Origin of the sequence: Streptomyces sp. NPDC091972 (assembly GCF_044756385.1) — a bacterium.
Classification (GTDB): Bacteria; Actinomycetota; Actinomycetes; order Streptomycetales; family Streptomycetaceae; genus Streptomyces.
Window position 1 is genome coordinate 1,700 of the sequence record NZ_JBIVSV010000022.1, and the last position, 21,775, is coordinate 23,474.

The following is a 21,775-nucleotide window of genomic DNA, read 5'->3' on the forward strand; positions in this document are numbered from 1 at the left end:
GGTCTCGGTGATGTTGGCGTGCTGTATAAGTACGCGAGCACTTCTGATGGTCGGGGTCATACTGCGTTGTGGACCTTCACTTCGACCGGTTCTGGCTTGAGTGCGCCGGTGAGGAAGTGGGATTCCGGTGACGGTTCGTGGACTTGGGACAGTTCCGCTCCGGTGGCGGGTGACTTCAATGGTGATGGTCTCGGTGATGTTGGCGTGCTGTATAAGTACGCGAGCACTTCTGATGGTCGGGGTCATACTGCGTTGTGGACCTTCACTTCGACCGGTTCTGGCATGAGTGCGCCGGTGAGGAAGTGGGACTCCGGTGACGGTTCGTGGACTTGGGACAGTTCCGCTCCGGTGGCGGGTGACTTCAATGGTGATGGTCTCGGTGATGTTGGCGTCCTCTATAAGTACGCGAACACCTCCGACGGACGCGGTCATACTGCGTTGTGGACCTTCACTTCGACCGGTTCTGGCATGAGTGCGCCGGTGAGGAAGTGGGACTCCGGCGACGGTTCGTGGACCTGGGACAATTCCGCTTTGGTGACGGGTGACTTCAACGGTGACGGCAAGTCCGACGTCGGCGCCTTCTACAAGTACGCCAACACCTCCGACGGACGCGGTCACTCGGCCTTGTGGACCTTCACCTCCATCGGCACCGGCATCAACGCACCCGTCAAGGTATGGGACTCCGGCACCGGATCCTGGACCTGGGACCGGACCAAGGTCGCCTGACCACGCGTAGATCGCACTGACATCGTGAGGGCGTGGTCCCGCACGGGCGGCGAGTCCTCAAGGGACGCCACACCCGGTGCCCGGGACCACGCCTCCTCGGAACACAGCAACCACTGAGGACACCGGAAACCCCTGGAAGTGCACGTCGCGGGGGAGGGGGGAGCGGCCGTTGCTTCCTAACGGCCGCACACTGCACATCAAGCTGCCGGGTCCGGCGGCACGACACCGAACCGCGCGTCCGCCGGGCACACAGCTGGCAGGCTCTGCTTCGCAGGCGAGGGGAGAGGTGACGAGCCGACGGGAAACGCCACCGAAGCGAGCGATCGAATGATCCGGTATCTGGCGGAGGACGGTAGGGCCGCTTGGTCGGTGCTACTCGGCATCACCGTCACCGTGCTCTTCTTCGTACTGATCCACGTGTTCATGCGCAGCTGGTGAAAAGTGGCCTGCGGCAATCCGTTGCGGGTGCGGTCAGGCGCCCGTAACTTCGCGGCTCGGTGGGGAACTGGTACGTCGGGAGGGGTGACCGGTGGAGTTCGGCTGGTCGCCAGTGGGGCCCTTCTTCTCCAGGACTCCGCTTCGGGCCTTCTGTGTCGATGGGGACGGACCGATGAGCGTGCAACCCGGCCGGGACAGGTCCAGTTGTGATCCTGTTGTCAGGCATGCGCCGAGCATGTGAACCTGCTGGCCGTAAGCACGGCCCTGCACGGATGTTACGGCTCCACCCTGATCCACCTCACAGGGGTTGTTGTCGGTGCACTGCTCGCCGGACTCGTTGTGGGTGTTGTGGATGCCCACGACCGTGCTGCCGTCAGGGGCGAGCAGCGCCGAACCGGAGGTGCCGTGCCAGGGGGCGCAGCCCCCGCCGGTGGCGTAACGGATCGAGTGATCCTGCTGGTAGCCGCCCTCCCGAAGGTGCGCCACCACGGCTTCGGCGGTGCAGTCGAGCCGACCGCCGCTGTAGGCCAAGGTCAGAGGGTCACCTGCGCGTACGGCGGTTGAGGTGAGCCGGAAGACCTTCGCACGCTCGGCCTTCAGCTGTGCGTAGGTCCTGTCCAGGCGGTAGAGGGCGATGTCGGTTCCGGTCATCGTCGCGTACACCAACCGATCGGCACGGGCGATAATCCGGGGATATCCCTGCGGATCGGCGATCGGCACCTCACGGTCGGCCGACCGGTCCACCAACGCGCCACCAGGTGCGGGCAGTTGTCCCTGCACGCAGTGACCGTTGGTCAGCAGCAACGCCCGGTCCTGCGGCCGGGACACCGCCGTGGTGATCACTGAACCCACGCAGTTGCCCAGATCCGTGGCACCTTCCACGTTCGGAATCTGATCGTCAGGGGGCACGTCGGTGCCGGCGATGATGCCGTTGATCCAGTCGGTGTGCCGGGTGACATCGGTGTAGAGCGTCTTGCCGCTCTCGTCGGGACCGCTGACCACGCCGACCACGGCCCACCGGCCGCCTTGGCGGACCAGCGCCGGTCCTCCGGAGTCCATGTTCGACGCGGCGACCCGGCCGTCGGCGCTGCCCACGCACAACTCTCCGACGGGCGCGGCTGACGGACACGCCGAGATCGGCTGCACCACGGTGTCAGCCTCTCTCAGCCGGGTGGGGAAGCACGCCGTGTTGTCGCTGTCGTCGCAGGTCATGCCCCACCCCATGATGCGTACGGGTGTGCCGGCCGGCGGTGTGGCCGACGCGATCGGCACCGGCTTGGCCCGAACCGGACTCCGTAGGTGCATCAACGCCGTGTCCCTGCCCCAGAATCCTCCCTCATCGCGGCTGGTGGCGAGCCGGTAGTAATGATCGACCTCGGCGACCTCACCCCCGGTCGTGGTGTCCAAGGACCCGACCCGAACCTTCCAGCCGCGTGGGACGCCCACCTTCGCGTTGGTCGGGTTCCTGCCGGCACAGTGACTGGCGGTCAGAACCCATTGCGGTGCGAGGACCATCACTCCGCAGCCATGCCCGTCCGGACGCGGCGGTGCCGGGTAGGCAGGCTGGAACGAGCCCATGAACGAGTACGCCCGGGTTGACTCGGTGCCACCCACGACGGCCTGCGCCGACGGGGCGGCCATCAGGGCTGCGGTCATAGCAACCCCCGTCGCGAGGACGGCAGCCGCTCTCACACCGATGCACTTGAACACGCGTGTATCTCCCTTGATCTGCCGCCGGTTACCGCGCCGACGGGCCCGCACGGAGCGCAGCACCGGGCCGCCCCCGTCCAGCCTCGATCTTCGGCCCAGCACTCTTCCGGTCGGCGTCATCCGCGTATCAGGCACACCTCGACAGGGGCTCGGTCGTGTATCAGCGGAACCTCACTCCAGATTTCGGTCATGAACGTCACATGCGGGTCGAGCGCATGCTTGATACCTGGCAGCGGTCGAGCGGACCCCCGGCCGTCTCAAGGCGGCCGACGCACACATTCGATTGCGTCGAGGGGCAGTTCGCGTACGTCGACGAGGCGGCCCGGATGTTCGACACCGGTTTTCATCAGGTCGACCAGGCTGGTGTCGCCGCCCAGGAAGCGGGCGTCCGGGGCACCGTCGAGCAATGCGACGGCGCCGGGGACGGCGTAGGCGCGGCGGTAGCCGAACTCCCTCATGCCGCAGCCCCGTTCGCCTCGGCGGCGCGGGCCACGGCCTGGATGCTCGACGCCCTGCAGGAACGGTTCGGCCTGACCGCACCAAGAAGGGCTGCGGTCAACGTGTACTTCTCGCCGTTGCCGGACAGCGTGAGGTCGCCGGCGTCGATGAGGCCATGGGCGCCTGCCCTCTCACGTGGTGAGGCGGTCGGTGCAGGCAAGCGGCGCAGTGTCTGGCGCCGCCGGTGCGCGACCGAGCAGGATGCGGGGCAGACGGGCAGCTTCTGGCCGCCCCGGGCTGTCCAGCACGGACGGCACGCCGATATGATGAGACATGCGGACATCTGTCCGTTACCCGGAAACGCAACGGACAACTGGCCGCTCCACGAGGACCGGGTTTCGGCCGTCACCGCGAGGAGGGTCCGTGGGCCAGAACAGGGACGTGCCCCTGCGCTCGGACGCGCAGCGCAACCGTGCGCGCATCCTGGAGGTGGCACTGGCCGAACTGACCCGCTCGGCCGGCACCCCGCTGAGCACGATCGCCAAGAAGGCCGGGGTCGGGCAGGGGACGTTCTACCGCCACTTCCCCACTCGTGAGGCCCTGGTCCTGGAGATCTACCGCCACGAGATGCAGCAGGTGGCCGACACCGCGGTGCGGCTGCTGCACAGCCGGGAACCCGACGTGGCGCTGCGTGAGTGGATGGACGGGCTCGCCCGGTTCGCCATCACCAAGGCGGGACTGGCCGACGCGATCCGGCAGGCGACCGGTGCACCGGGCGTACAGAAGCCGGGCCACGCCCCGGTGACCGAGGCGGCCGAGTGCCTGCTGCGCGCCGCCGAGCAGGCCGGCGCCATCCGCCCCGGGATCACGGTCGACGACCTGTTTCTCGCCATCGGCGGCCTGTGGACACTCGACCCGCACGGCGACTGGCAGTCACGGGCGACCCGCCTGCTGGACCTCGTCATGGACGCGCTCCGCGCCGGAGCGCCTGGTCGGCCGGGCCAGGAGCCCTGACAGCGGACCCGGTCCGGCCGACCGGGACTTGTGCAACCCGCCGGACGGCCCGCACGTTGCCGCCGGAACACCCTGGAGCCCAGCCGGCGTGCGGCTGGGCTGCGGGGACGGTGGGCGTCGGTCGGGTGTGTCAGCGCTGCAGGGTGAGCAGGCCGGGGCGGTACGGCAGTTGGATGTAGGGGGTGCCTGACGGTGTGTTGGGGGCGAGGCCCTGGTAGAGCAGTTGCAGGTTGCAGGGGTCTATGGTCATGGTCTGGTCGGGATTGTTGCGGACCAGGTCACCGTGGCTGATGTCGTTGGTCCACGTGGCACCGCTGTTGGCCTTGCCGGCGAAGGGGTTGCTCTCGGTGGCGGCCTGCGGGGTCCACGGGCCGTTCAGGCTGGAAGCGGTGAACGAACGGAAGAAGCGCTGCTCGGTCGCGCCCCGGGCCTCGACGATCATGAGGTACTGGTTCTGGCCCTGGACCTTGTACACCTGTGGTGCCTCGAACAGGTTCTTCACCGTGTCGCTCATGATCGTCGTGTACGAGGAGCCGAAGCTGGCCGGGAAATTGCCGAGCGGCATGGTCGACTTGTAGATCTTGCCGTTGTCACCGGCGAAGAACAGGTACATGTTCTGGCTGTCGGCTATCACGGTCGGGTCGATCGCGCTGCCGTCGGGGACGCTGCCGGTGAACAGAGGTTGAGCCGCGGACCAGCCGTTGGGGTTGGTGGGGTCGCTGGACGTGCGGTAGACGAAGGGCCATTGGGTCCCCCACCCGTTCGAGGTCAGCACCCAGATGTTCTTGGGTGCGAAGTAGAGCAGCGTGGGTGCCACCGCGCCCTGGCTCATCCCGGTCTGGCCCGCCGAGGCCATGTCCGACCAGTTCGAGAAGGGACGGAACGCCATCGACTTCCACGACGACCCGTCAGAGGCGGTCGCGTAGACGAGGTGCCTGCCGTTGTACGTCACCGTGGTGAAGTCCTTCAGTGAGGCCCACCCGTTCGCCGGCTGCGCCAGCGGGCCGGTCGAGCTCCATCGGTACGTCGACGGAAGAGGGCACGAGTTGGACGCGCCGGACGGGCCCGTCCACTTCTGGTTGTTGCTGCCGACGCAGTTCCAGAGCTGCACCGCCGTGCCGTTGGCCGTGGCGCCGCCGCTGACGTCCAGGCACAGGCCGGACTCCACGGCGGCGATCGTGCCGTCGGAGTTCACTCGCCACTGCTGGTTGGTGCCGCCGTTGCACGACCAGATCACCGGCCGGGTGCCGGCGGTGGTGGCGTGGCCCGGAACGTCGAGACACTTGTTGCCGTACACGGTCAGCTGGTTGTTGTCCGTGAGCGTCCACTGCTGGTTGGCCCCGCTCGTGCAGTCCCAGATCTGCACGTTCGTACCGTCGGTCTGGCCGGCCCCCGACACGTCGAGGCACCGGCCCGAACCGAGGCCGCGTACGGCACCGGTGGCAGCTGCCTGCGCGGGGTCCGCGACGAGCAGTGCGGCCAGCGCGACGAGTACCGCGAGCACCGCCGAGAGGTGCGGGCGGCCGAATGTACGTCTGAGCATGGAGTCCTCTTTCCTGAGTGCGCATGTTCGTGATACCGAACGATGGTCGAAGTTTCGCGCAGACGAAAGGCGGAACGCTGGAAGGGCTACCGTGCGAGAGAAGTGGTGGAGTGCCTCAACGGGCGCTGCATGACCCGTGGTTGACGAACGGTCGCGGACGGACGCGATGCGCGTACCGCGGCCGGTCTCAACTCTGTTGATCCACTCCATCGATACATGGGATGGATTAGTGGGTACCGGTGTGGTCGGTGTCTACCCCCGCGACAAAAATTCCCGCTCCCTGCCCAGGAACACCGAATCCAACCCTGCAACAACCGTGGCAAACATGGGGTGTCCGGAAAAGGAGTGTGAGTAGGGTGCGTGCGCAGGGACAGGCCGGCTCGCAGGGCGAGGATCAGGTCGCCGTGGCTCCCGCGGTCCACGCGTCACCGACTGCCGTAACGGCCCTGTGGCGGACGCCGTGTGACGACCCGGAGGAGCCGGGGCCCGGTGCGTCGGCCTGTCGCGACGCAGTCGGTGCTCCACCACGGGCTGTTCTTGCGGGTGTCCAGGCAGACCGTGTTGTGGTCGGACGGGCCACCATCAGCCGTCACCGCGTCGCCCCGCCGGTGGGTGGCGGCAGACGCGGCCCATGGTTTCAGCACGGGCAGGGGACGGATGCTCCCACCTCTTCCGCCTCGACCTCGCCGAAATCAGACGTCTGACCATCCAGCTCACCGATCGCCGCCCTACGCTGGTCGACATGGCGCGGAGATGCCAACGGCAGGCCCGCAATTTCCACTGCAAACGACGAGGTCACAGCCCGTAAGCGCTAGTCCGCCCGGCCGGTGACGGCGACGGACGCCCCAAGGCCGATCATGGCCAGGGCTCCCGTCCCGCCGATCAGTGACATGCGGCGGGGAGAACGGCCCAGCCAGGCACGGGCGGTGGCGGCGGTCAACCCCCAGATGCTGTCGGAGACCAGTTGCAGCAGGGCTCCGACGAGGCCCAGAAGGAGCATCTGGACGCCAGCGTGCCCGGCTTCCGGGTCGACGAACTGGGGCAGGACGGCGGTGAGGAAGACGATGCTCTTCGGGTTGGTCACCCCGACGACGAACCCCGCCCGGACCGAGCCACTGCCACCGTCACCGCTGGGCGCGGTGCTCGGGGCGGTCCTGGTCGTCGCCCGGTCCCTCCAGGCCGCCCTCAGCGCCAGCACGCCGAGAAGCACGAGGTAGGCGGCTCCGGCCAGCTTGATCACGTTGAAGAGCAGGACAGAACGTTCGACCACGCTCCCGACGCCCATGGCCACCGCGATGACGAGCACGTAGCCGCCGAGCGCGTTGCCGAGGACAGAGGACAACGCCGTTCTGCGCCCGTGGGTGAGGGCTCGTCCGATGACGAAGAGCACGCTCGGTCCTGGGACGGCTGACAGAAGCAACGACATGGCGCAGAAGGCAAGCAACTGGTGGGAGTTGACCATGGACGGAATTCTCACCTCCGTGGCCGGGTGTCACCAGACCGACTTCGGAACCGGACTCGGGCCGGCGAGCGCAGACTCGGCACCCAACGGGACATCCCTCGCAGGGCGGCCCGTAACCCTCTCCGACTTCTCGTCGGCCGCCCGGGTGTGACGGTGCGTCAGGGGACGTCGGGATTGAGGAGGCCCTGCTGGGTGAGGAGGACTCCGAGTTGGAACCGGCTCTCCGCCCCGGTGGACTCCATCATGTCGGCGATGTGGCGGCGGACGCTGCGCAGGGACATGCCGAGGCGGCGGGCGATGGTCTCGTCCTTGAGGCCGGCGCCCATGAGTTTGACGATGGTGCGGTCGATGTCCTTGGAGACCGCTTCGAGTCCGTCGATCGCGGCCTCGGAGAAGGGCTGAGCCAGGCTCCAGGTCTGCTCGAAGATGTCGCACAGGTAGCGGACGATCGAGGGTTCCCTGATCAGCACGGCTCCCCAGGCGTGGGAGGCGTCGGGGATGAAGGCGACCTCACGGTCGTACACGATCAGTCGTCCGAAGAGTTCGTGCGCGGTACGGTACTGCGCGCCCAGTGCCGACACGGCGGCGACGTAGGACTGGCTCGGCCCGTTGAACCGTGCGGTGTGGTGGTAGAGCGTGCGCATCTGCACGCCCCGGCGCAGCAGTGCCGTGTCGCGGGCCAGCGCGTCGGCCAGTGCTTCCGGATCGCGGCTGCCGCCTGGCTGGCTGGTCAGCAACTCCCGTCGGCATTGGGCGGAGGCGTGGTTGAGCGCAACCCGCACCTCCTCGACCCGCGGGATCAGCTCGAGGAGCGCGTTCCGACGGCTCAGGCCGTTGACGTAGTGCTCGCGCAGACCGGCGAAGCGCTCGCGCACCTCTTCCAGGAGCCTCTTCTGGTTCCTGATCTTCTCTTCGATCGAGCTGGTCGCCACCGCGGCCAGCAGATCAGGATCCACCGCTCGCAACAGGACGGGATCCTCGCCCGACCGGTGCACCAACCGCCGCTCCAGCAGCGCCTCCAGTGCCTCCTCGACCTCCTCGGGCGTTAAGTCCAGTTCGGCGGAGGCGGCGTCGACATCCATCCGCTCATGCACCGCGACCCAGCCGTACACACTCGCCTCGGCTTTCGACGGGCGAGTGATCCCCGTCATGCCCAGGGCTCCGCCACCCGAAGAGATCTGCACCACCAAGGCCTTTCTCGCACAGCCGCCGACCAACTCGTCGGCGCACACACGGCAACGCCACCCAGCTTCCCCCAGCTGTCCACAGAAGATCGACAAGTGGTTGCACCTTTAACAAACTTTGGCGGAGGCGTGTCGTGCTTCGACCCTGCGAGCCTCGCCCTCGGGCGTCGTCGACGGGCGAGGGACGACCGGTCAGAGAGCCGGCCGCGGAGCGGCGGGGACCAGGCCCAGTTGCAGCACCGTCGAGGACGATCGCCCGGCGGTGAGGGAGAACGGATAGCTGTGGGGCACGTACAGGACCTCACCCACGCGCATGCGCAGCGTCAACGGCAGATGGCGCTTCGGCGGGGACGCGGAGGCGGACCGCACCGAGCACTCCAGCCCGCCCCGGACCGTGATCAGCAGGGCGTCGGCGTCCGTCAGCAGGATCTCCCGGGTTTCCCCGGCGGCCAGGTCATGGAAGTCGGCTCGCACGGCCGAGGCTCCCACCAGCGTCCGTAGCCGGGAGGCCACCAGGCGCGCCAGGGGCCGGGTGTCTGCGTTCCTGTGCCGGTCGGCGGGTCGGTCGGCCGGCCGGTCCGGTGCGCTGCCGGCTTCGAGGGCGCGCTCGTGCTCCGCCCTCAGCCGCTTGAGCACTCCATCGGCGTTGCGCGGCCAGACCAGGGCCGGACCCGCCTCCCTGTGGGTGGACACGCACTCGGCCATGTCGCGGAAGAACATGTCCTCGTCTTCGTTTTCGCCGGGAGCGGGCATCGTCGCAGCAATCCTTGGCCGTCGGGGTGGGTATGTGACGGAAGCACCGATCGTCGCTCGGGGCTCGAAATGCGCAGCCGCGTCCGGCGGATGGGAGCCGCCCCATGGTCGTCGAGAGGCCGGGCACACACGAGTCACGTGTTCCCGGTACCGGAACACGTGCCCCGCCTGGCGACGTCCCCGCGGTCCCAGGATTGGAGCACTTATGTCCCTTTCCTGGAGCGTGGCCGGATTTTTCTCCGCGACGCCTTGTTGCGTGGCAACTTGGTGACAGCTCTGATCGTTGGAGCGGCCGCTCCCGGCACGGCAGTCTGGTGACTACGACAACGGTCGCCTCTCGGCACGAACAAGTACAGGAGTCAGTAATGCGTCACGCGCTCGCCACCGTGATGATCGTCGCCGCAGCCCTGGGGTTGCTCGGTCAAGCGACGGGTGCCACCCCGTTCGGCGAGGCAGGTTCACAGGGCGCGCAGCACGTGTCCACGCTGGCGGGCGGGGGCAACGGCGGCGCCGGCGGCAACGACGACTCCGGCTGGGGTGGCTGATCCAGTGACCTGCCTCCGGTCTCCGGCCGGGTGATCGACTGCGAGGCTTCGTCCCGCATTCCACGGGCCCACGGCGTTCGGCCGGGGCCCGTGTCACCCACCGGACCGGTCAGGCGGGTGGCCTCCACACCGGCACGTACCCGTGAAGCGAAGGACACCCCCATGCCCCATGGTTCCGGCGCAGGCCCGCTCCAGCCGCCGACGGCTGCACCGCCGACGGCTCGCCGACGCGCCCGTCCGGAGGCCCCGGCCCACGCAGGGCACCATCGCGAATCCCGGCAACCCGGTACCAGGCCCACCGGGGCATCGGCTGCCGGCGCGGGGCTCGGCATCGGCCAGACACGGCGCACCGCGCTGCTCCTGCCCGACGGCCTGTCCTTCTCGGCGTGGTCGCAGCTCGGCCACCGGCTGCACCGCCTCGCGGACTCCGCCGCCTGGTGGGCGGGGGACTGGCTGGTGTACGGCAGCACGGCGTTCCCCGACCGCTACCGGCAGGCGGCCGAGGCGACAGCGCTCGACTACCAGACGCTGCGCAACTACGCCTGGGTGGCACGCAAGGTCGAAGTCGGCCGCCGCCGGGCCGAACTGAGCTTCCAGCATCATCAAGAAGTGGCGGCCCTGGCACCCGACGACCAGGACCACTGGCTGGGCCAGGCCGCCGAGCACGGCTGGTCGAAGGCCGAACTCCGGCACCGCCTGCGTGCCGTGAACGGAAGCGCCTCTTCCCGCCCCAGACCCTCCACGCGCCTGCTGCTGGACGTGGACGGGGAGCGCTGGGGCAAGTGGCAGCGAGCGGCCGCCGCGGAGGACGGTGACGTCGCGGCATGGCTGCGCCGGTTGGCGGACCGGGCGGCGGACGCGAGTCACTGACGCGTTCCAACGCCGGTGTTCCGTCACTGTCGCCCCAACGCCGCCGTCCCACCGGTCCGGAGAGCCGTCCGACGCCCACGCGGCGCGGTCGTCGACCGCGCCTGCGATCACGCCTGTGGCGCCACGTACCGGCCGATACCACTGTCCGAGCCCACCCGTGCCGACGGTCACGCCCGTGGCGCCACGCGTCGGCCTATACAACCGTCCCAGCCCACCGCGCCGGCGGTCACGCCTGTGGCGCGACGCCCCGGCCGGTACCACCGGCCTGCCTTCGCACCGCGGTCAGGTGAGAAGGCGAGTGCCGGTCCCGAGAACCTGTGACTGTTCGCCCGGTGCGGACCGGGAGAGCCTTGAGGGGACAAGCCTGTCCCGGCCAGGAGGATGCATGTGAACCGTCCGACTCTCGCTCGGTGGGTCGGTGACACCGACCGCTTCATGACGTCGTACTGGCGCCGGAAGCCGGCCGTCTTCCGGCCGCCGGGAGGCGCACCCAGCCCCTTCGGGCTGGCCGACGCCGACGGCGCGCTGGCCAGCGGGTTCCTGCGCACGCCCTACGTCGAAATGGCGCGCGCGGAGGATCCCTTGGGCACCGAGGCCTATACGACGGCACGCACCGTCCACTTCTCCTCCCACGAGGGATTCGCCGACGAGGCGAAGATCGGCAAGGCGCTGGCGGACGGGGCCACCCTGCTCCTGCGATGCGTCGACCAGTGGCACGCGCCGACCGGTGAGACGGTCGCCGCGCTGGCCGGTGAACTGGGCCTGGCCGTCGAGGCCTTCTGCTTCGTCACTCCGGCCGGACGGCAGGGCCTGCCCCTTCACCGCGACGATGCCGACGTACTCGTCGTACAGATCGAGGGAAGCAAGCAGTGGTCCGTCCACGAAGGCCCGGCCGACGGGGACTGGAAACCGGGCCCCTGCGCGGGGGCCGAGCCCGCCGAGGTATTGCGCGCGACGGTGCGGGCCGGTGAAGTCCTGTACATACCGCGGGGGTTCGCGCACCAGGCGGTGGGAGACGGCGGTCTGTCGGCTCACCTGTCCCTGACGATCCGTGAGGTGGGCGTGGTCGAGCTGTTCCGTACGCTTCAGCGCACGGCCTTCGAGGGACTGAAGATGGCCCCCCGCCCCTTGGACGACCGGTCGATCACCGACGCGGCGGCCGAACTGATCGAGCGAGCCCGCGGCCGGCTGGCCGAGCTGACCCCTGAGCAACTGGTGGACCTCGCACGGGCCTCCCAGCGAGCCAGAATGCCCGCACCGCGACATGTGATCTCCCTGGCCGACATGGCTGCCGCTTACAAGAGCTGACCCCGCGTCCCCGGCTCAGAGACTCCTTTTCAGGCGCCGAAATGCGCGCGAAAACCAACTGTGGTTTTCGCGCGCATTTCGGCGTCTTTTTGTCTCGCCGGCGGGACGGAAAAAGGGGAGAGCGGAGGCCCTTATGTCTGGATTGCTACGAATTTTTGCCCGATATGTAGGGAATTATTCTCAGCGATTAAAAGGATCGGGAAGTGAGCTGTTGATCAGGGCGGGAAAGGCGGGCTAGCGTTCTTCCCAACGGCACGCCGCGGAATGCGGATGTCGAATCGGACCCGTTCGGCAGCCGGTCTCCGCCCTGGTTTCCGGTGCGTTCGGGAAAACAAGAAGGGAAATGTCATGGAGAACAACCAGGTCGACATCACCGCCCTGACCGACGAGGAGCTCGACGACATCGTCGGCGGTGCGCTCGCGGTTCCGGCCAACTGCATCTGACGGCCGCCGCTCCGGGCGGTCCCGTCGGCCGGTTCGCCGGCCCAGGGACCGCCCGGGCATGGAAGCGCCACGTTTCCCCCGCAGTACCGAGTGTGGGCCGGGGACCGTTCCCCGGCCCACCGCCGCGGCTCCCAAGGACAGAGCTGAACGATGAGTGAACAACGCTTCCGCACCCAGGCTCTCGAGCACCACCACGGACGGGACGGTCTCGGCCCCGTGTTCGGTCACGAACCGCAGACGTGGCAGCCCGACCGGAGCCCCGCCGCTCGCGTCCGGGCGCTGGGCACGGCCCTGCGAGACCTGCGCCGCAGGCGGAACGTCCCGGTCTGCTTCCAGACCCAGGTCAGCGACTGCGGACCGGCCTGTCTGGTCATGACGCTCCGCCACCACGGGATCGACGTGCATCTGGACGAGGTCCGTGACCAGGTGAACTCCGGACGCAACGGCGCCTCCGCCCGCACGCTGCTCGACCTGGCCCGCCGTCACGGTCTCGAGGGGCGGGGAGTGCGCACCGATGTCGAGGGGCTGCGGAAGCTGCCGCCGGGAAGCATCCTGTTCTGGAACTTCAACCACTTCGTCGTGCTCGAACGGGCCACCGAGGCGTTCACGGACATCGTCGATCCCGCGTTCGGCCGGCGCCGGCTCAGCCAACACGCGGTCTCCACCGCGTTCACCGGCGTGGCACTGGAGTTCACAGCCCCGCTCGGGGAGACCAGGCGCCCGCTGTCCGGCGGGTTCGGCTCGGCCGGCCCCTGGCACCGGATGCGGCACTTCCTGCCCAACGCCGGGGAGTTCGGCCGTATCGGAGCGCTGTCCGTCGTTCTCATGGGCCTGGAAGCCGCCCTGCCGGCAGCGCTCAGCTTCCTCGTCGGGCACGTCATGACCGGCGGACGGCAGCACATGCTGTCGCTCACCGCCCTGGTGCTGGCCCTGGTGACCGTGGTGTTCCTGACGGCGCAGCTGACCCGGGCCTTCGTCCTGACGCGACGGCAGTCGCTGGTCGAGAAACGCATGACATGGGGTGTCGTCGCCCATCTGACGTCCCTGCCCTACGACTTCTTCACCCTGCACAATTCCGGTGACCTGGCGATGCGGGCCCGCACCAGCAGCACCCTCACCCAGGTGCTGAGCCTGTCCGCGCTCTCGGCCGTCTTCGACAGCCTCCTCATCGCGGGCTACCTGGTGGCGGTCCTGATCGTCGACCCGGTCCTCGCGTCGGTCGTCGTGGCTCTGATCATCGTCCAGATCGGTGTCATGGTGCTGGCCTGGCGACGGCAGGTCCGGCTGAGCCACGAAGTGCTGGAACGCCAGACCCGTACCCAGAACGAACTGGTGCAGCTGCTGGAGAGCATGACCTCCCTCAAGGCGGCCGGAGCGGAGGGCGCGGCCGCGGAACGCTGGTCACACGCCCTGATCCACGAGATCAACAAGCGGCAGGACGCCCGCCGTTCGCTGTCCGTGTCCACCGCGCTCAGCCGCACCCTGCAGTTCGCCGCGCCGCTCGCCGTGGTGGTGATCGGCATCTGGCGCGTGCTGTCGGAACACGGATCGCTCGGCGGGACCCTGGCCTTCATGGCGTTGACCACCGCGCTGTTCGCCCCGCTGGAGAGCGTCTTCGACACGGCCGCCCAGCTCGCCGCCGTCCGCCCCGCACTGGCCCGCCTCGACGACGTCCTGCGGGCCGAGCCCGAACCCCGGGGCACACTCGGCGCCCCGTCAACGCCCGGGCAGCCGGCCGCCGTCTCCGTCGAGAACGTGTCCTTCACCTACCGGGGCGCCTCCCGGCCGGCCCTGGCCGACGCCCGACTCCAGGTACAGCCCGGGCAGTTCGTCGCCGTGCTGGGCCGGTCCGGCTCGGGCAAGTCCACGCTCGGCATGCTGCTGGCCGGGCTGTACGAGCCCGGCTCCGGCACGATCCGAGTCGACGGACGCGACCTCGCCGCGGTGGACCGTTCCGCCTACCGGCGGCAGATCGGCTACGTCAACCAGAACGCCCACCTCTTCGGCGCCTCCATCCGCGACAACATCGCCTTCGGCGCCGACGACCTCGACCACGAGGACCTGGTGGAGGCGGTCCGGCTCGCCCGGATCCACGAGGAGATCACCGCGCTCCCCATGGGCTACGAAACGCTGGTGAACCCGGGCGGGCACGGACTGTCGGGCGGCCAGCGGCAACGGATCGTCCTGGCACGGGCGTTGGCCCGCAAACCCAGCCTGCTCATCCTCGACGAGGCCACCAGCGCCCTCGACCCCGCCCTGGAGGAAGAGATCTTCGAGGGACTGCTGCGGGCGGGCATCACGGTGATCGCCATCGCGCACCGCCTCACCGTGCTGGACCGGGCCGACCAGGTGTTCGTGGTCCGTGACGGCCGGATCGTGGAGTCGGGCTCCCCGGCCTCGCTCAGGGCGGCGGGAGGCGAGTTCCTGTGCCTGGCCTGAACTCCGCGGCGCCCGGCCCGCAGACGGCGGAGGCCGTGCCGTTCACCTACGAACAGGAGTGGTACGACGCCAACGTCCGGCAGACCTACGTCCACAGGAACGTACGCCTGTCGTACGAGATCCTCGGCCCGCTGGACCGGGACCTGTTCGAGCAGGCCGTGCACCGTTTCGTCGCCCGCCACGACGCCCTGCGCATGGAGGTCCTGCCGCTGAACGAGCGCACCCCGATGGCCGCGCAGCGGGTCCGCCCCCTGGGGCCGGACGAGCGCGTCGTGCACCACCAGGAGGTAAAGGCGGTCTCCGCCGAGCAGTTCGGCGTCTACGCCGCGGCCGTGCTGACACGTGACTTCCTGGAACCGTGGACCACGGGCCACCGCCCGTACACCCTGCGCCTGTTGCGGTACTCGAGCGAACACCACGCCTTCCTGGCGACCTTCCAGAACCTCGTCTTCGACGGCCGAGCCCACCACCTGTTCGCCCAGGAGATCTGGCGCGACTACGAAGCGCTGCGCCGGCGCCAGGAGGTCCCCGGCACGGCCCCCTCCTTCGCCGCGGCGGCCCTGCGCCAGCGCACCGCCTTCGGACCGCGACACCTTCGACGGGCGCAGGACAGCTGGTACGACCGGGCCGGTTTCGCCGGACTCAACCCCTGGCACCGTCCCGACCACGCGGCGGCCAGTGAGGACGGCGCCGTCCCCGCCGAACTGGGTGCAGCCCAGGTGGCCGCGCTGCGGCAGGCCTGCGAGCGCGAGCACTGCATCCTGTTGCAGTGGGTCGTGGCGGCCTTCGCCCGCGCCATCGCCCAGTGCACCGGCCGCAGGCGGCTGAGCCTGTGGACGTCCATGGACTCCCGGCGCGCCGCCGAGCGGGACGTCGTCGGCATGTTCGCCGGTGTCGCCCCGCTCAAGGTGGAGCACGCCACGGCCCCGCTCCCCGAGGTCAGGGCCGAGGTAAGCGGGCAGATCCTCGAGGCGCTGCGCTACCAGCAGCTCAGCGGCCGGCAGTTGCGCACGATGCTGCGCGAACTGGCCCCCGACGAGGGGTGGCTGGGCCGGGACATCCACATCAACCTGCGCCGGTTCGAAGGGGACCACCAGCAGACCCGGCACGACGGCGACCTTCGGGTGACGGCCGACGCCTATCCGCTGCGGCGCGTCACCTTCGCCAACGCGTCTGCGCTGCAACTGCGATGCGACGAATACCGCGACCGCCTGTTCATCAACCTGCTGTTCGACGGACATCGTGTGGGCCGGCAACTGGCCCAGGCCATCCTGGGATGCCTCACGGCCGACCTCACCGTCGACTGCGGCACGGACGTCCGCACACCGAGGAAGTCATCATGAGCGAACCCACGCCCCCGAGCGCGCCGGACGCCGACGCACTGCTCGCACTGGTCCTGACGACCGCCGGGGAGGTGTTCGGACACCAGGTCGTCGCCACGGACGACTTCTTCGCCCTGGGCGGCGACTCCGTGGCGGCCGTGGAACTGGCCACCAGCCTCGAAGAACGGCTCGACCTCGACGTCGACTCCCGGCTGATCTTCAGCACCGACAGCATCGGCGACCTCGCGCGCCACCTCCTGCGGGCGGCCGGGGAGACGGCCGCGGCCGCCGACCGGAGCCCGGCCGTGGGGGAGGACCGGTGAAGCCCTACCTGTGGGACCCCTGGCAGACCGCCGCCGAACTGCCCGGCCGCACGGCGGTCGTGGCCGACGCGGAGCACTGCACGTTCGCCGAGCTGACCACCCGCGCCGACGCGCTCGGCCGTGGGCTGCGCTCGGCCGGAGTCGAGGACGGCGCCGTCCTCACCACGGACCTGCCCACCGGCCCCCGCTTCTTCGCCCTCGCCCTCGCCGCCCTGAGGTACGGCTACGGCCTGCTGCCGATCGCCCCCTCCCTGTTCGCCTCCGGAACGGCCGCCCGGCTGATGACCGACGCGCGAGCCGTCCTGCACGTCGGCGGCACGGACCCGGGCCCGGCTGCCGCCACCGCAGGACTGCCCGTCCCCTCCCTGACCGACGAGGCACTGGCGTCCACCGCCGACCTCGGCCCCCTGCCGTCGGCCGCCCGCGCCGGCCACCTGGCCTACGTCACCTCCGGCACCACCGGCGAACCGCAGGCCGTGCCGCGCACCCGCCCACAGCGTCCCTACCGCGGTGTAGCCGTCGACCACCGGTACGCGGCGGGCCTCGTCTTCGGAGCGCACGTGATGGGCAACCCCGCCTACCACCTCGGCACCCTGGGCCCCGCCCTGTATGCCCTCCAGGCCGGCAGCACCGTCGTCGTCCAACGCACCTGGTCCGCCGACGGATTCGCTGAGCTTGTGGACCGGCACGGCGCCGACAGCGCGTTCCTCGGCATCGACCAGCTCGTCGACGCCGTGGTGGCGGATCGGTGCCCCGACCGGCGGCTGCGCGTCCTCTTCCACGGCGGTTCCGCCTGCCCACCCGCCGTGAAACGGTCCGCGATCGAACTGTTCGGCCCGGTCCTGCACGAGTACTACGGCACCTCCAAGAGCACCCTCACCCAGATCACCACCCACGAATGGCTGCGGCACCCGGGTTCCGTCGGCCGGCCGCTGCCCGGCATCCGCATCGAGATCGCCGAGGACGGCCGAACCCTGCCGCCCGGCGAGACCGGAGAGATCTGCGTGAGGCTGCGAACGGCCGACCGCGACAGCGCCGACCCGGAGCTGCTGCACACCGGGGACCTGGGCTTCCTCGACGGCGACGGCTACCTGTTCGTCGTCGGACGCAAGACGGGCACGCAGCAGGACGGCCCGGACACCGCACACCTCGAGTACCAGATCCGCCTGCTGCCGGGTGTCGCCGACGTCGCGGTCACCGGCGACACCGTTCCCGTGTGCTACGTGGAGACCCTGCCGGGGCAACAGGAGCGCACCGCGCGGAAGATCGTGAGGGCGGCGGAACTGCTGGGCTTCCCCCGGCCCGCGACCAGGATCGTCACCCAGGGCACCCTGCCCAGGACCCCCAGCGGGAAGATTCGGCGGGCCGGGCTCGACACCTGGTGGGCGGCCACGGGGGAAGCGACGGCGTGAGCGGCGCGATTCGCGGACCGCAGGCGACGGCGTACGACTGGCTGCTCCAGCACGCACACGCCCGCCCGCAGGCCACGGCCGTCACCGAATGGCGCGAGGGTAGCGTCGCCGGCACGGTCACGTTCGCCGAACTCCTGACGCTCGCCGACCGGACAGCCGCGGCCCTGACCGAACGGGGCGCACGGCACGGTGACCGGATCGTCCTCCTGCTGCCCAACGCCGTGTCCTTCACCGCGACCCTGCTCGCCGCGTTCGCCGCCGGGCTGATCGCCGTGCCGGCCGCACCGCTCGCCGGGACCGGCACGGCCGCGGTGCACCGGCTGCGCGGTATGGCCGCCGACTGCGACGCCCGCTGGGTGGTCACCACGCAGCCGTGGGCGCGGCAGACGGAGGCCGTGCTCCGCGCGACAGGGCCGTCGACAGGGCTGTCGACAGGGCCGCCGTCCGGGACCGGACAGGTCCCGTCGGCGACCGTGCACACCTGGGAGGACCTGTCCGCTCCCGCACCGCCCGGTGCCCCGCCCCTCCGGCGCCCACCCGGGCCGACGGCGGACGCGGTGGCCTTCCTCCAGTACACGTCGGGCTCGACCGGCCGGCCCAAAGGCGCCGTGCTCACCCATCGGGCGGTCGCCGCGCAGTGCACGCAGGCAGCCCGCGCCTACCGGGAAGGGAGCGAGGACACAGCCGTCACCTGGGTGCCGCTCTCCCACGACATGGGCCTGGTCACCGGCGTGCTGCGGCCCCTGCACAGCGGATACGCCTCGGTGCTGCTGGCTCCCCGCGAGTTCGCCCGCTCACCGCTGTCCTGGCTGACCGCGCTGTCCGAGCTGCGCGGAACGCTCTCCAGCGCACCCGACTTCGCCTACGGCCACTGCGTCCGCAAGATTTCCGCCGCCGCGGTGGCCTCCCTCGATCTGAGCCGTTGGCGTGTCGCGCGCAACGCCGGCGAGGTCGTCCGGGCGGACACCCTCGACCGCTTCACCGCGCACTTCGCTCCCGCCGGCTTCCGCGCACACTCCCTGTGCCCTTCCTACGGCATGGCGGAGGCGACGCTCACGGTCACCACGGCCACTCCACGACGTCCGGCCCGGCGCCTGACGGTGCGCAGGGGCGCTCTGGAGGCCGGGAACATCCGGCCGGTCACCGGTCCGCCCGACGCCGAGGGCGGCAAGGTGACCACGCTGCTGTCCTCCGGAACGCCGTTGGACGACACCGAGGTGGTGGTGCGGGACGGTGACGGGCGGCGCTTGCCGGAGGGACACATCGGCGATGTGTGGATCGCCGGACCCCAACTCTTCGACGGTTACTGGGGGAGGGGAGCGCACTCCCGCGACATCCGGCGGCTGCATCCGACCGGGGACCGCGGCTTCCTGCACGGAGGGCACCTGTTCGTCCTCGGACGCGTGGACGACACGGTCGTCCACCAGGGCCGCAACCACTACGCGGCGGACATCGCGGACGCCCTGGCCGATCTGCCCGGGCTGCGCCCCGGCCGCACCGCGGTCTTCCGGACGGCAGGACCTCCGCGGCCCGAGCCCTGCGGCCGGCCGAGCGGCGCCTGCCGGCCGCAAGCCGCGCCGGCCGCGCACATCTGTCTGGTGGCCGAGCACGACCACACCGCCCCCGTAGAGGAGCGCAGCACCGAGACCGCCCGCGCCGCGCGGCAGCGCCTGGCCGGAGTGCTCGGCCTGTTCGTCAAGGAGGTCGTCCTGGTCCCGCCGGGGACGCTCCCGGTGACGACCAGCGGCAAGGTCCGCGTCAACGAGACACGGCGCCGCTACGAGGCGGGGCTGCTGGGGAACTGACGCTGCCGCATGACGGACCAGATCTGCGACCGCCCACGGACTGAGGGCTCGAGAGCAACCGCCGGTTCGTGGCCCAGTGCTCGGTAAGAGTCGGGCGGGATCGCGTAAGAAAAACTGGCACCTGGTGCCATCTGGCACCCAGTGCCTATACGTTGGAGCGGTCATGAGGTGAGGCGGTGCGCCGGCGGGCGCGCCCTCCGGGAGGTGTGCGGTCATGGCCGGCCAGGGTCTTCGGGAACGCAAACAGCAGCGGCAGCGAGCGGTCATCGTCGAGGTCGGCATGCGGCTGTTCACCGAGAAGGGCTTCGACGCCACCACGGTCGAGGAGATCGCGGACACCGCCGAGGTCTCCCGGCGGACGCTGTTCCGGTATTTCGGCACCAAAGGGGACATCGTCATGGACTGGGCGCGCGGTACCACGGAGACCCTGTGTTCCGCGCTGCGCGCGAGGCCCCTGGACGAATCGCCCATGGAGTCACTGCGCGCGGCGTTCCAGGCGCTGAACCGCAGCTTCACCGGAGACGTCTCGGCCATTCACGCCCAGGCACTCATGGTCGAGCGCACACCGAGTCTGCGCCCCTACAGCATGCTCAAACACGCCCAGTGGGAAGAAGCGCTGGCCGACGCCTTGGCGGAACGCGATCGGCGTCTCGACACCGCCACCTCCGCACTGCTGGCACGCATCGGCGTCGCCGCGTTCCGCGTAGCCCTGGACGAGTGGCTGAACGGAGACGGCAGCGACCTGCCCATCGAACTGACCGACCGCGCCTTCGACTTGGTGCGGGAAACAACCAGGAAGTGAACCAGCGATGACCACACCCGCATTCACTCGCGCATGGCATCTCGTCTCCCGCCCCGCAGGAGAGCCGAAGCCCTCGGATTTCGCACTGCGCGAGGTGAGGATTCCAGCTCTGAGCGACGGCCAGGTCCTCGTGAGGAACCTGTGGCTCTCGGTCGATCCGTACATGCGTCGGCGGATGGACGACGTGCCCTCCTATGTGCCGCCGTTCCGGCTGGGCGAGCCCATGGACGGTGCTGCCGTCGGAGTGGTGGTCGAGTCCGCGGCGGAGGGCATCTCCGTGGGCGACCACATCCAGCACATGCTCGGCTGGCGCGAGCACGCCGTCGTCCCGGCGGACCAGGCAGGCCCGGTGGATCCGGACGCGGCACCCCTGTCGGCCTACCTGGGGGCGTTGGGGACGACAGGGCTGACGGCATACGCAGGTCTGGTGCGGGTGGCCGATGTGAAGCCGGGTGACGTGGTGTTCGTGTCGGGCGCGGCCGGCGCCGTGGGGAGCCAGGTCGGGCAGATGGCCGCTCTCCTGGGGGCCTCGCGGGTCATCGGGTCCGCGGGCACGGCTGACAAGGTTGCCCTGCTCAGGGAGGAGTACGGGTTCGACGCCGCCTTCGACTACCACGACGGTCCGGTGGCCGATCAGCTTGGCGAGGCGGCGCCGGACGGGGTCGACGTCTACTTCGACAACGTGGGCGGGGAGCATCTGGAGGCAGCTCTCGGCGCCATGCGCCTGCACGGGCGGGTGGTGCTGTGCGGAATGATCTCGCAGTACAACAGCACGGAGACGCCTACCGCTCCCCGCAACCTGATCCTGGCGATCAACAAGCGGCTGAAGCTGGAGGGAATCCTGGCCAGGGACCACGCCGACCTGCGTCAGCAGTTCCTCAAGCAGGCGAGCGAATGGATGCGCGACGGCAGGCTGCGCTATCGCGAGACGGTCGCACACGGCATCGAATCGGCACCGCGAGCCCTGATGGATCTGCTGCGAGGCGGCAACACCGGCAAGATGGTCGTGCGGCTCTCGGACGAGTGACCGGCGCCCTCCCTCACCCCTCCTAGCCTGGCAGCCAGGAGGGCTTGCGGACGCATCCCCGGGCCGTTCCCGGAGGAGCCCAGGCGGGCGGCCGGGCTCCGCCAGGCGCGGGAGGTGTCGGAGGAGGTCACCGCGCTGCTCGGACCTGCGTGTTCACCCCGTTTCCTGCCCGTGAGGCGGGCGGTGTCCCGGACGACGCGGGCAGATGCC

Annotated in this window: 16 protein-coding genes and 2 pseudogenes; 12 read left to right on the forward strand and 6 right to left on the reverse strand. The window is 69.9% G+C overall.

Going from position 1 to position 21,775, the window contains the following annotated elements:
* Positions 1-726, forward strand: a pseudogene (locus tag ACIQJT_RS39850) (esterase); the annotation flags it as partial.
* A gap of 471 nt (positions 727-1,197) precedes the next feature.
* Here ACIQJT_RS39850 and ACIQJT_RS39855 read toward each other — a convergent pair.
* Positions 1,198-2,820 (reverse strand): trypsin-like serine protease, encoded by a 1,623-nt coding sequence (locus tag ACIQJT_RS39855; RefSeq protein ID WP_402650385.1) that lies wholly within the window; start codon positions 2,818-2,820, stop codon positions 1,198-1,200.
* Positions 2,821-3,152: 332 nt separating this feature from the next.
* Positions 3,153-3,332, reverse strand: a pseudogene (locus ACIQJT_RS39860) (FAD binding domain-containing protein); the annotation flags it as partial.
* A 403-nt stretch (positions 3,333-3,735) separates the two neighbouring features.
* Here ACIQJT_RS39860 and ACIQJT_RS39865 point away from each other — a divergent pair.
* On the forward strand, positions 3,736-4,326 hold the full coding sequence (locus tag ACIQJT_RS39865; protein WP_402650386.1) for a TetR/AcrR family transcriptional regulator: 591 nt from the start codon (positions 3,736-3,738) through the stop codon (positions 4,324-4,326).
* A gap of 130 nt (positions 4,327-4,456) precedes the next feature.
* On the opposite strand, the gene ACIQJT_RS39870 is transcribed toward ACIQJT_RS39865, so the two are convergent.
* The 4 genes from ACIQJT_RS39870 to ACIQJT_RS39885 form a co-directional block, all read right to left on the reverse strand.
* Positions 4,457-5,869 (reverse strand): non-reducing end alpha-L-arabinofuranosidase family hydrolase, encoded by a 1,413-nt coding sequence (locus ACIQJT_RS39870; RefSeq protein WP_402650387.1) that lies wholly within the window; start codon positions 5,867-5,869, stop codon positions 4,457-4,459.
* Positions 5,870-6,680: 811 nt separating this feature from the next.
* Positions 6,681-7,331, reverse strand: coding sequence for a LysE family translocator (locus ACIQJT_RS39875; protein WP_402650388.1), 651 nt, complete (start codon positions 7,329-7,331; stop codon positions 6,681-6,683).
* A gap of 158 nt (positions 7,332-7,489) precedes the next feature.
* Complete coding sequence (locus tag ACIQJT_RS39880; RefSeq protein ID WP_365464613.1) at positions 7,490-8,482, reverse strand: LuxR family transcriptional regulator; 993 nt, start codon at positions 8,480-8,482, stop codon at positions 7,490-7,492.
* Between the two features lie 225 nt (positions 8,483-8,707).
* Positions 8,708-9,268, reverse strand: coding sequence for a hypothetical protein (locus ACIQJT_RS39885; protein WP_402650389.1), 561 nt, complete (start codon positions 9,266-9,268; stop codon positions 8,708-8,710).
* Positions 9,269-9,633: 365 nt separating this feature from the next.
* Between ACIQJT_RS39885 and ACIQJT_RS39890 the strand changes: the two genes are divergently transcribed.
* The 10 genes from ACIQJT_RS39890 (at position 9,634) to ACIQJT_RS39935 (ending at position 21,565) form a co-directional block, all read left to right on the forward strand.
* The gene (locus tag ACIQJT_RS39890) at positions 9,634-9,813 is read left to right on the forward strand and encodes a hypothetical protein (protein WP_402650390.1); all 180 of its coding nucleotides are present in this window, start codon (positions 9,634-9,636) and stop codon (positions 9,811-9,813) included.
* Between the two features lie 162 nt (positions 9,814-9,975).
* Entirely contained in the window at positions 9,976-10,683 is a 708-nt protein-coding gene (locus tag ACIQJT_RS39895; protein WP_365464622.1) for an LmbU family transcriptional regulator, read from the forward strand.
* Between the two features lie 387 nt (positions 10,684-11,070).
* On the forward strand, positions 11,071-11,991 hold the full coding sequence (locus ACIQJT_RS39900; RefSeq protein ID WP_402650391.1) for a JmjC domain-containing protein: 921 nt from the start codon (positions 11,071-11,073) through the stop codon (positions 11,989-11,991).
* 594 nt (positions 11,992-12,585) lie between these two features.
* Positions 12,586-14,874, forward strand: a complete 2,289-nt coding sequence (locus ACIQJT_RS39905) for a peptidase domain-containing ABC transporter (protein ID WP_402650392.1) — start codon at positions 12,586-12,588, stop codon at positions 14,872-14,874.
* The gene (locus tag ACIQJT_RS39910; protein ID WP_402650393.1) at positions 14,862-16,217 is read left to right on the forward strand and encodes a condensation domain-containing protein; all 1,356 of its coding nucleotides are present in this window, start codon (positions 14,862-14,864) and stop codon (positions 16,215-16,217) included. Before ACIQJT_RS39905 ends, ACIQJT_RS39910 begins: the two co-directional genes overlap by 13 nt.
* Complete coding sequence (locus ACIQJT_RS39915) at positions 16,214-16,519, forward strand: acyl carrier protein (protein WP_402650394.1); 306 nt, start codon at positions 16,214-16,216, stop codon at positions 16,517-16,519. The genes ACIQJT_RS39910 and ACIQJT_RS39915 overlap by 4 nt, the downstream gene beginning before the upstream one ends.
* Positions 16,516-17,931: a class I adenylate-forming enzyme family protein gene (locus ACIQJT_RS39920; RefSeq protein ID WP_402650395.1), complete on the forward strand. Its 1,416-nt coding sequence runs from the start codon at positions 16,516-16,518 to the stop codon at positions 17,929-17,931. The genes ACIQJT_RS39915 and ACIQJT_RS39920 overlap by 4 nt, the downstream gene beginning before the upstream one ends.
* Complete coding sequence (locus ACIQJT_RS39925) at positions 17,928-19,736, forward strand: AMP-binding protein (RefSeq protein ID WP_402650396.1); 1,809 nt, start codon at positions 17,928-17,930, stop codon at positions 19,734-19,736. The genes ACIQJT_RS39920 and ACIQJT_RS39925 overlap by 4 nt, the downstream gene beginning before the upstream one ends.
* A gap of 214 nt (positions 19,737-19,950) precedes the next feature.
* Entirely contained in the window at positions 19,951-20,538 is a 588-nt protein-coding gene (locus ACIQJT_RS39930) for a TetR family transcriptional regulator (RefSeq protein WP_402650397.1), read from the forward strand.
* Positions 20,539-20,545: 7 nt separating this feature from the next.
* Entirely contained in the window at positions 20,546-21,565 is a 1,020-nt protein-coding gene (locus ACIQJT_RS39935) for an NADP-dependent oxidoreductase (RefSeq protein ID WP_402650398.1), read from the forward strand.
* The last annotated feature ends 210 nt before the right edge of the window (positions 21,566-21,775 follow it).

Bases quoted from the DNA above. Each gene is read 5' to 3' on its own strand.
- ACIQJT_RS39855 (WP_402650385.1), bottom strand. From the start codon at position 2,820: ATGACCGCAGCCCTGATGGCCGCCCCGTCGGCGCAGGCCGTCGTGGGT.
- ACIQJT_RS39870 (WP_402650387.1), bottom strand. From the start codon at position 5,869: ATGCTCAGACGTACATTCGGCCGCCCGCACCTCTCGGCGGTGCTCGCG.
- ACIQJT_RS39875 (WP_402650388.1), bottom strand. From the start codon at position 7,331: ATGGTCAACTCCCACCAGTTGCTTGCCTTCTGCGCCATGTCGTTGCTT.
- ACIQJT_RS39880 (WP_365464613.1), bottom strand. From the start codon at position 8,482: ATGACGGGGATCACTCGCCCGTCGAAAGCCGAGGCGAGTGTGTACGGC.
- ACIQJT_RS39885 (WP_402650389.1), bottom strand. From the start codon at position 9,268: ATGCCCGCTCCCGGCGAAAACGAAGACGAGGACATGTTCTTCCGCGAC.
- ACIQJT_RS39890 (WP_402650390.1), top strand. From the start codon at position 9,634: ATGCGTCACGCGCTCGCCACCGTGATGATCGTCGCCGCAGCCCTGGGG.
- ACIQJT_RS39895 (WP_365464622.1), top strand. From the start codon at position 9,976: ATGCCCCATGGTTCCGGCGCAGGCCCGCTCCAGCCGCCGACGGCTGCA.
- ACIQJT_RS39905 (WP_402650392.1), top strand. From the start codon at position 12,586: ATGAGTGAACAACGCTTCCGCACCCAGGCTCTCGAGCACCACCACGGA.
- ACIQJT_RS39915 (WP_402650394.1), top strand. From the start codon at position 16,214: ATGAGCGAACCCACGCCCCCGAGCGCGCCGGACGCCGACGCACTGCTC.
- ACIQJT_RS39930 (WP_402650397.1), top strand. From the start codon at position 19,951: ATGGCCGGCCAGGGTCTTCGGGAACGCAAACAGCAGCGGCAGCGAGCG.
- ACIQJT_RS39935 (WP_402650398.1), top strand. From the start codon at position 20,546: ATGACCACACCCGCATTCACTCGCGCATGGCATCTCGTCTCCCGCCCC.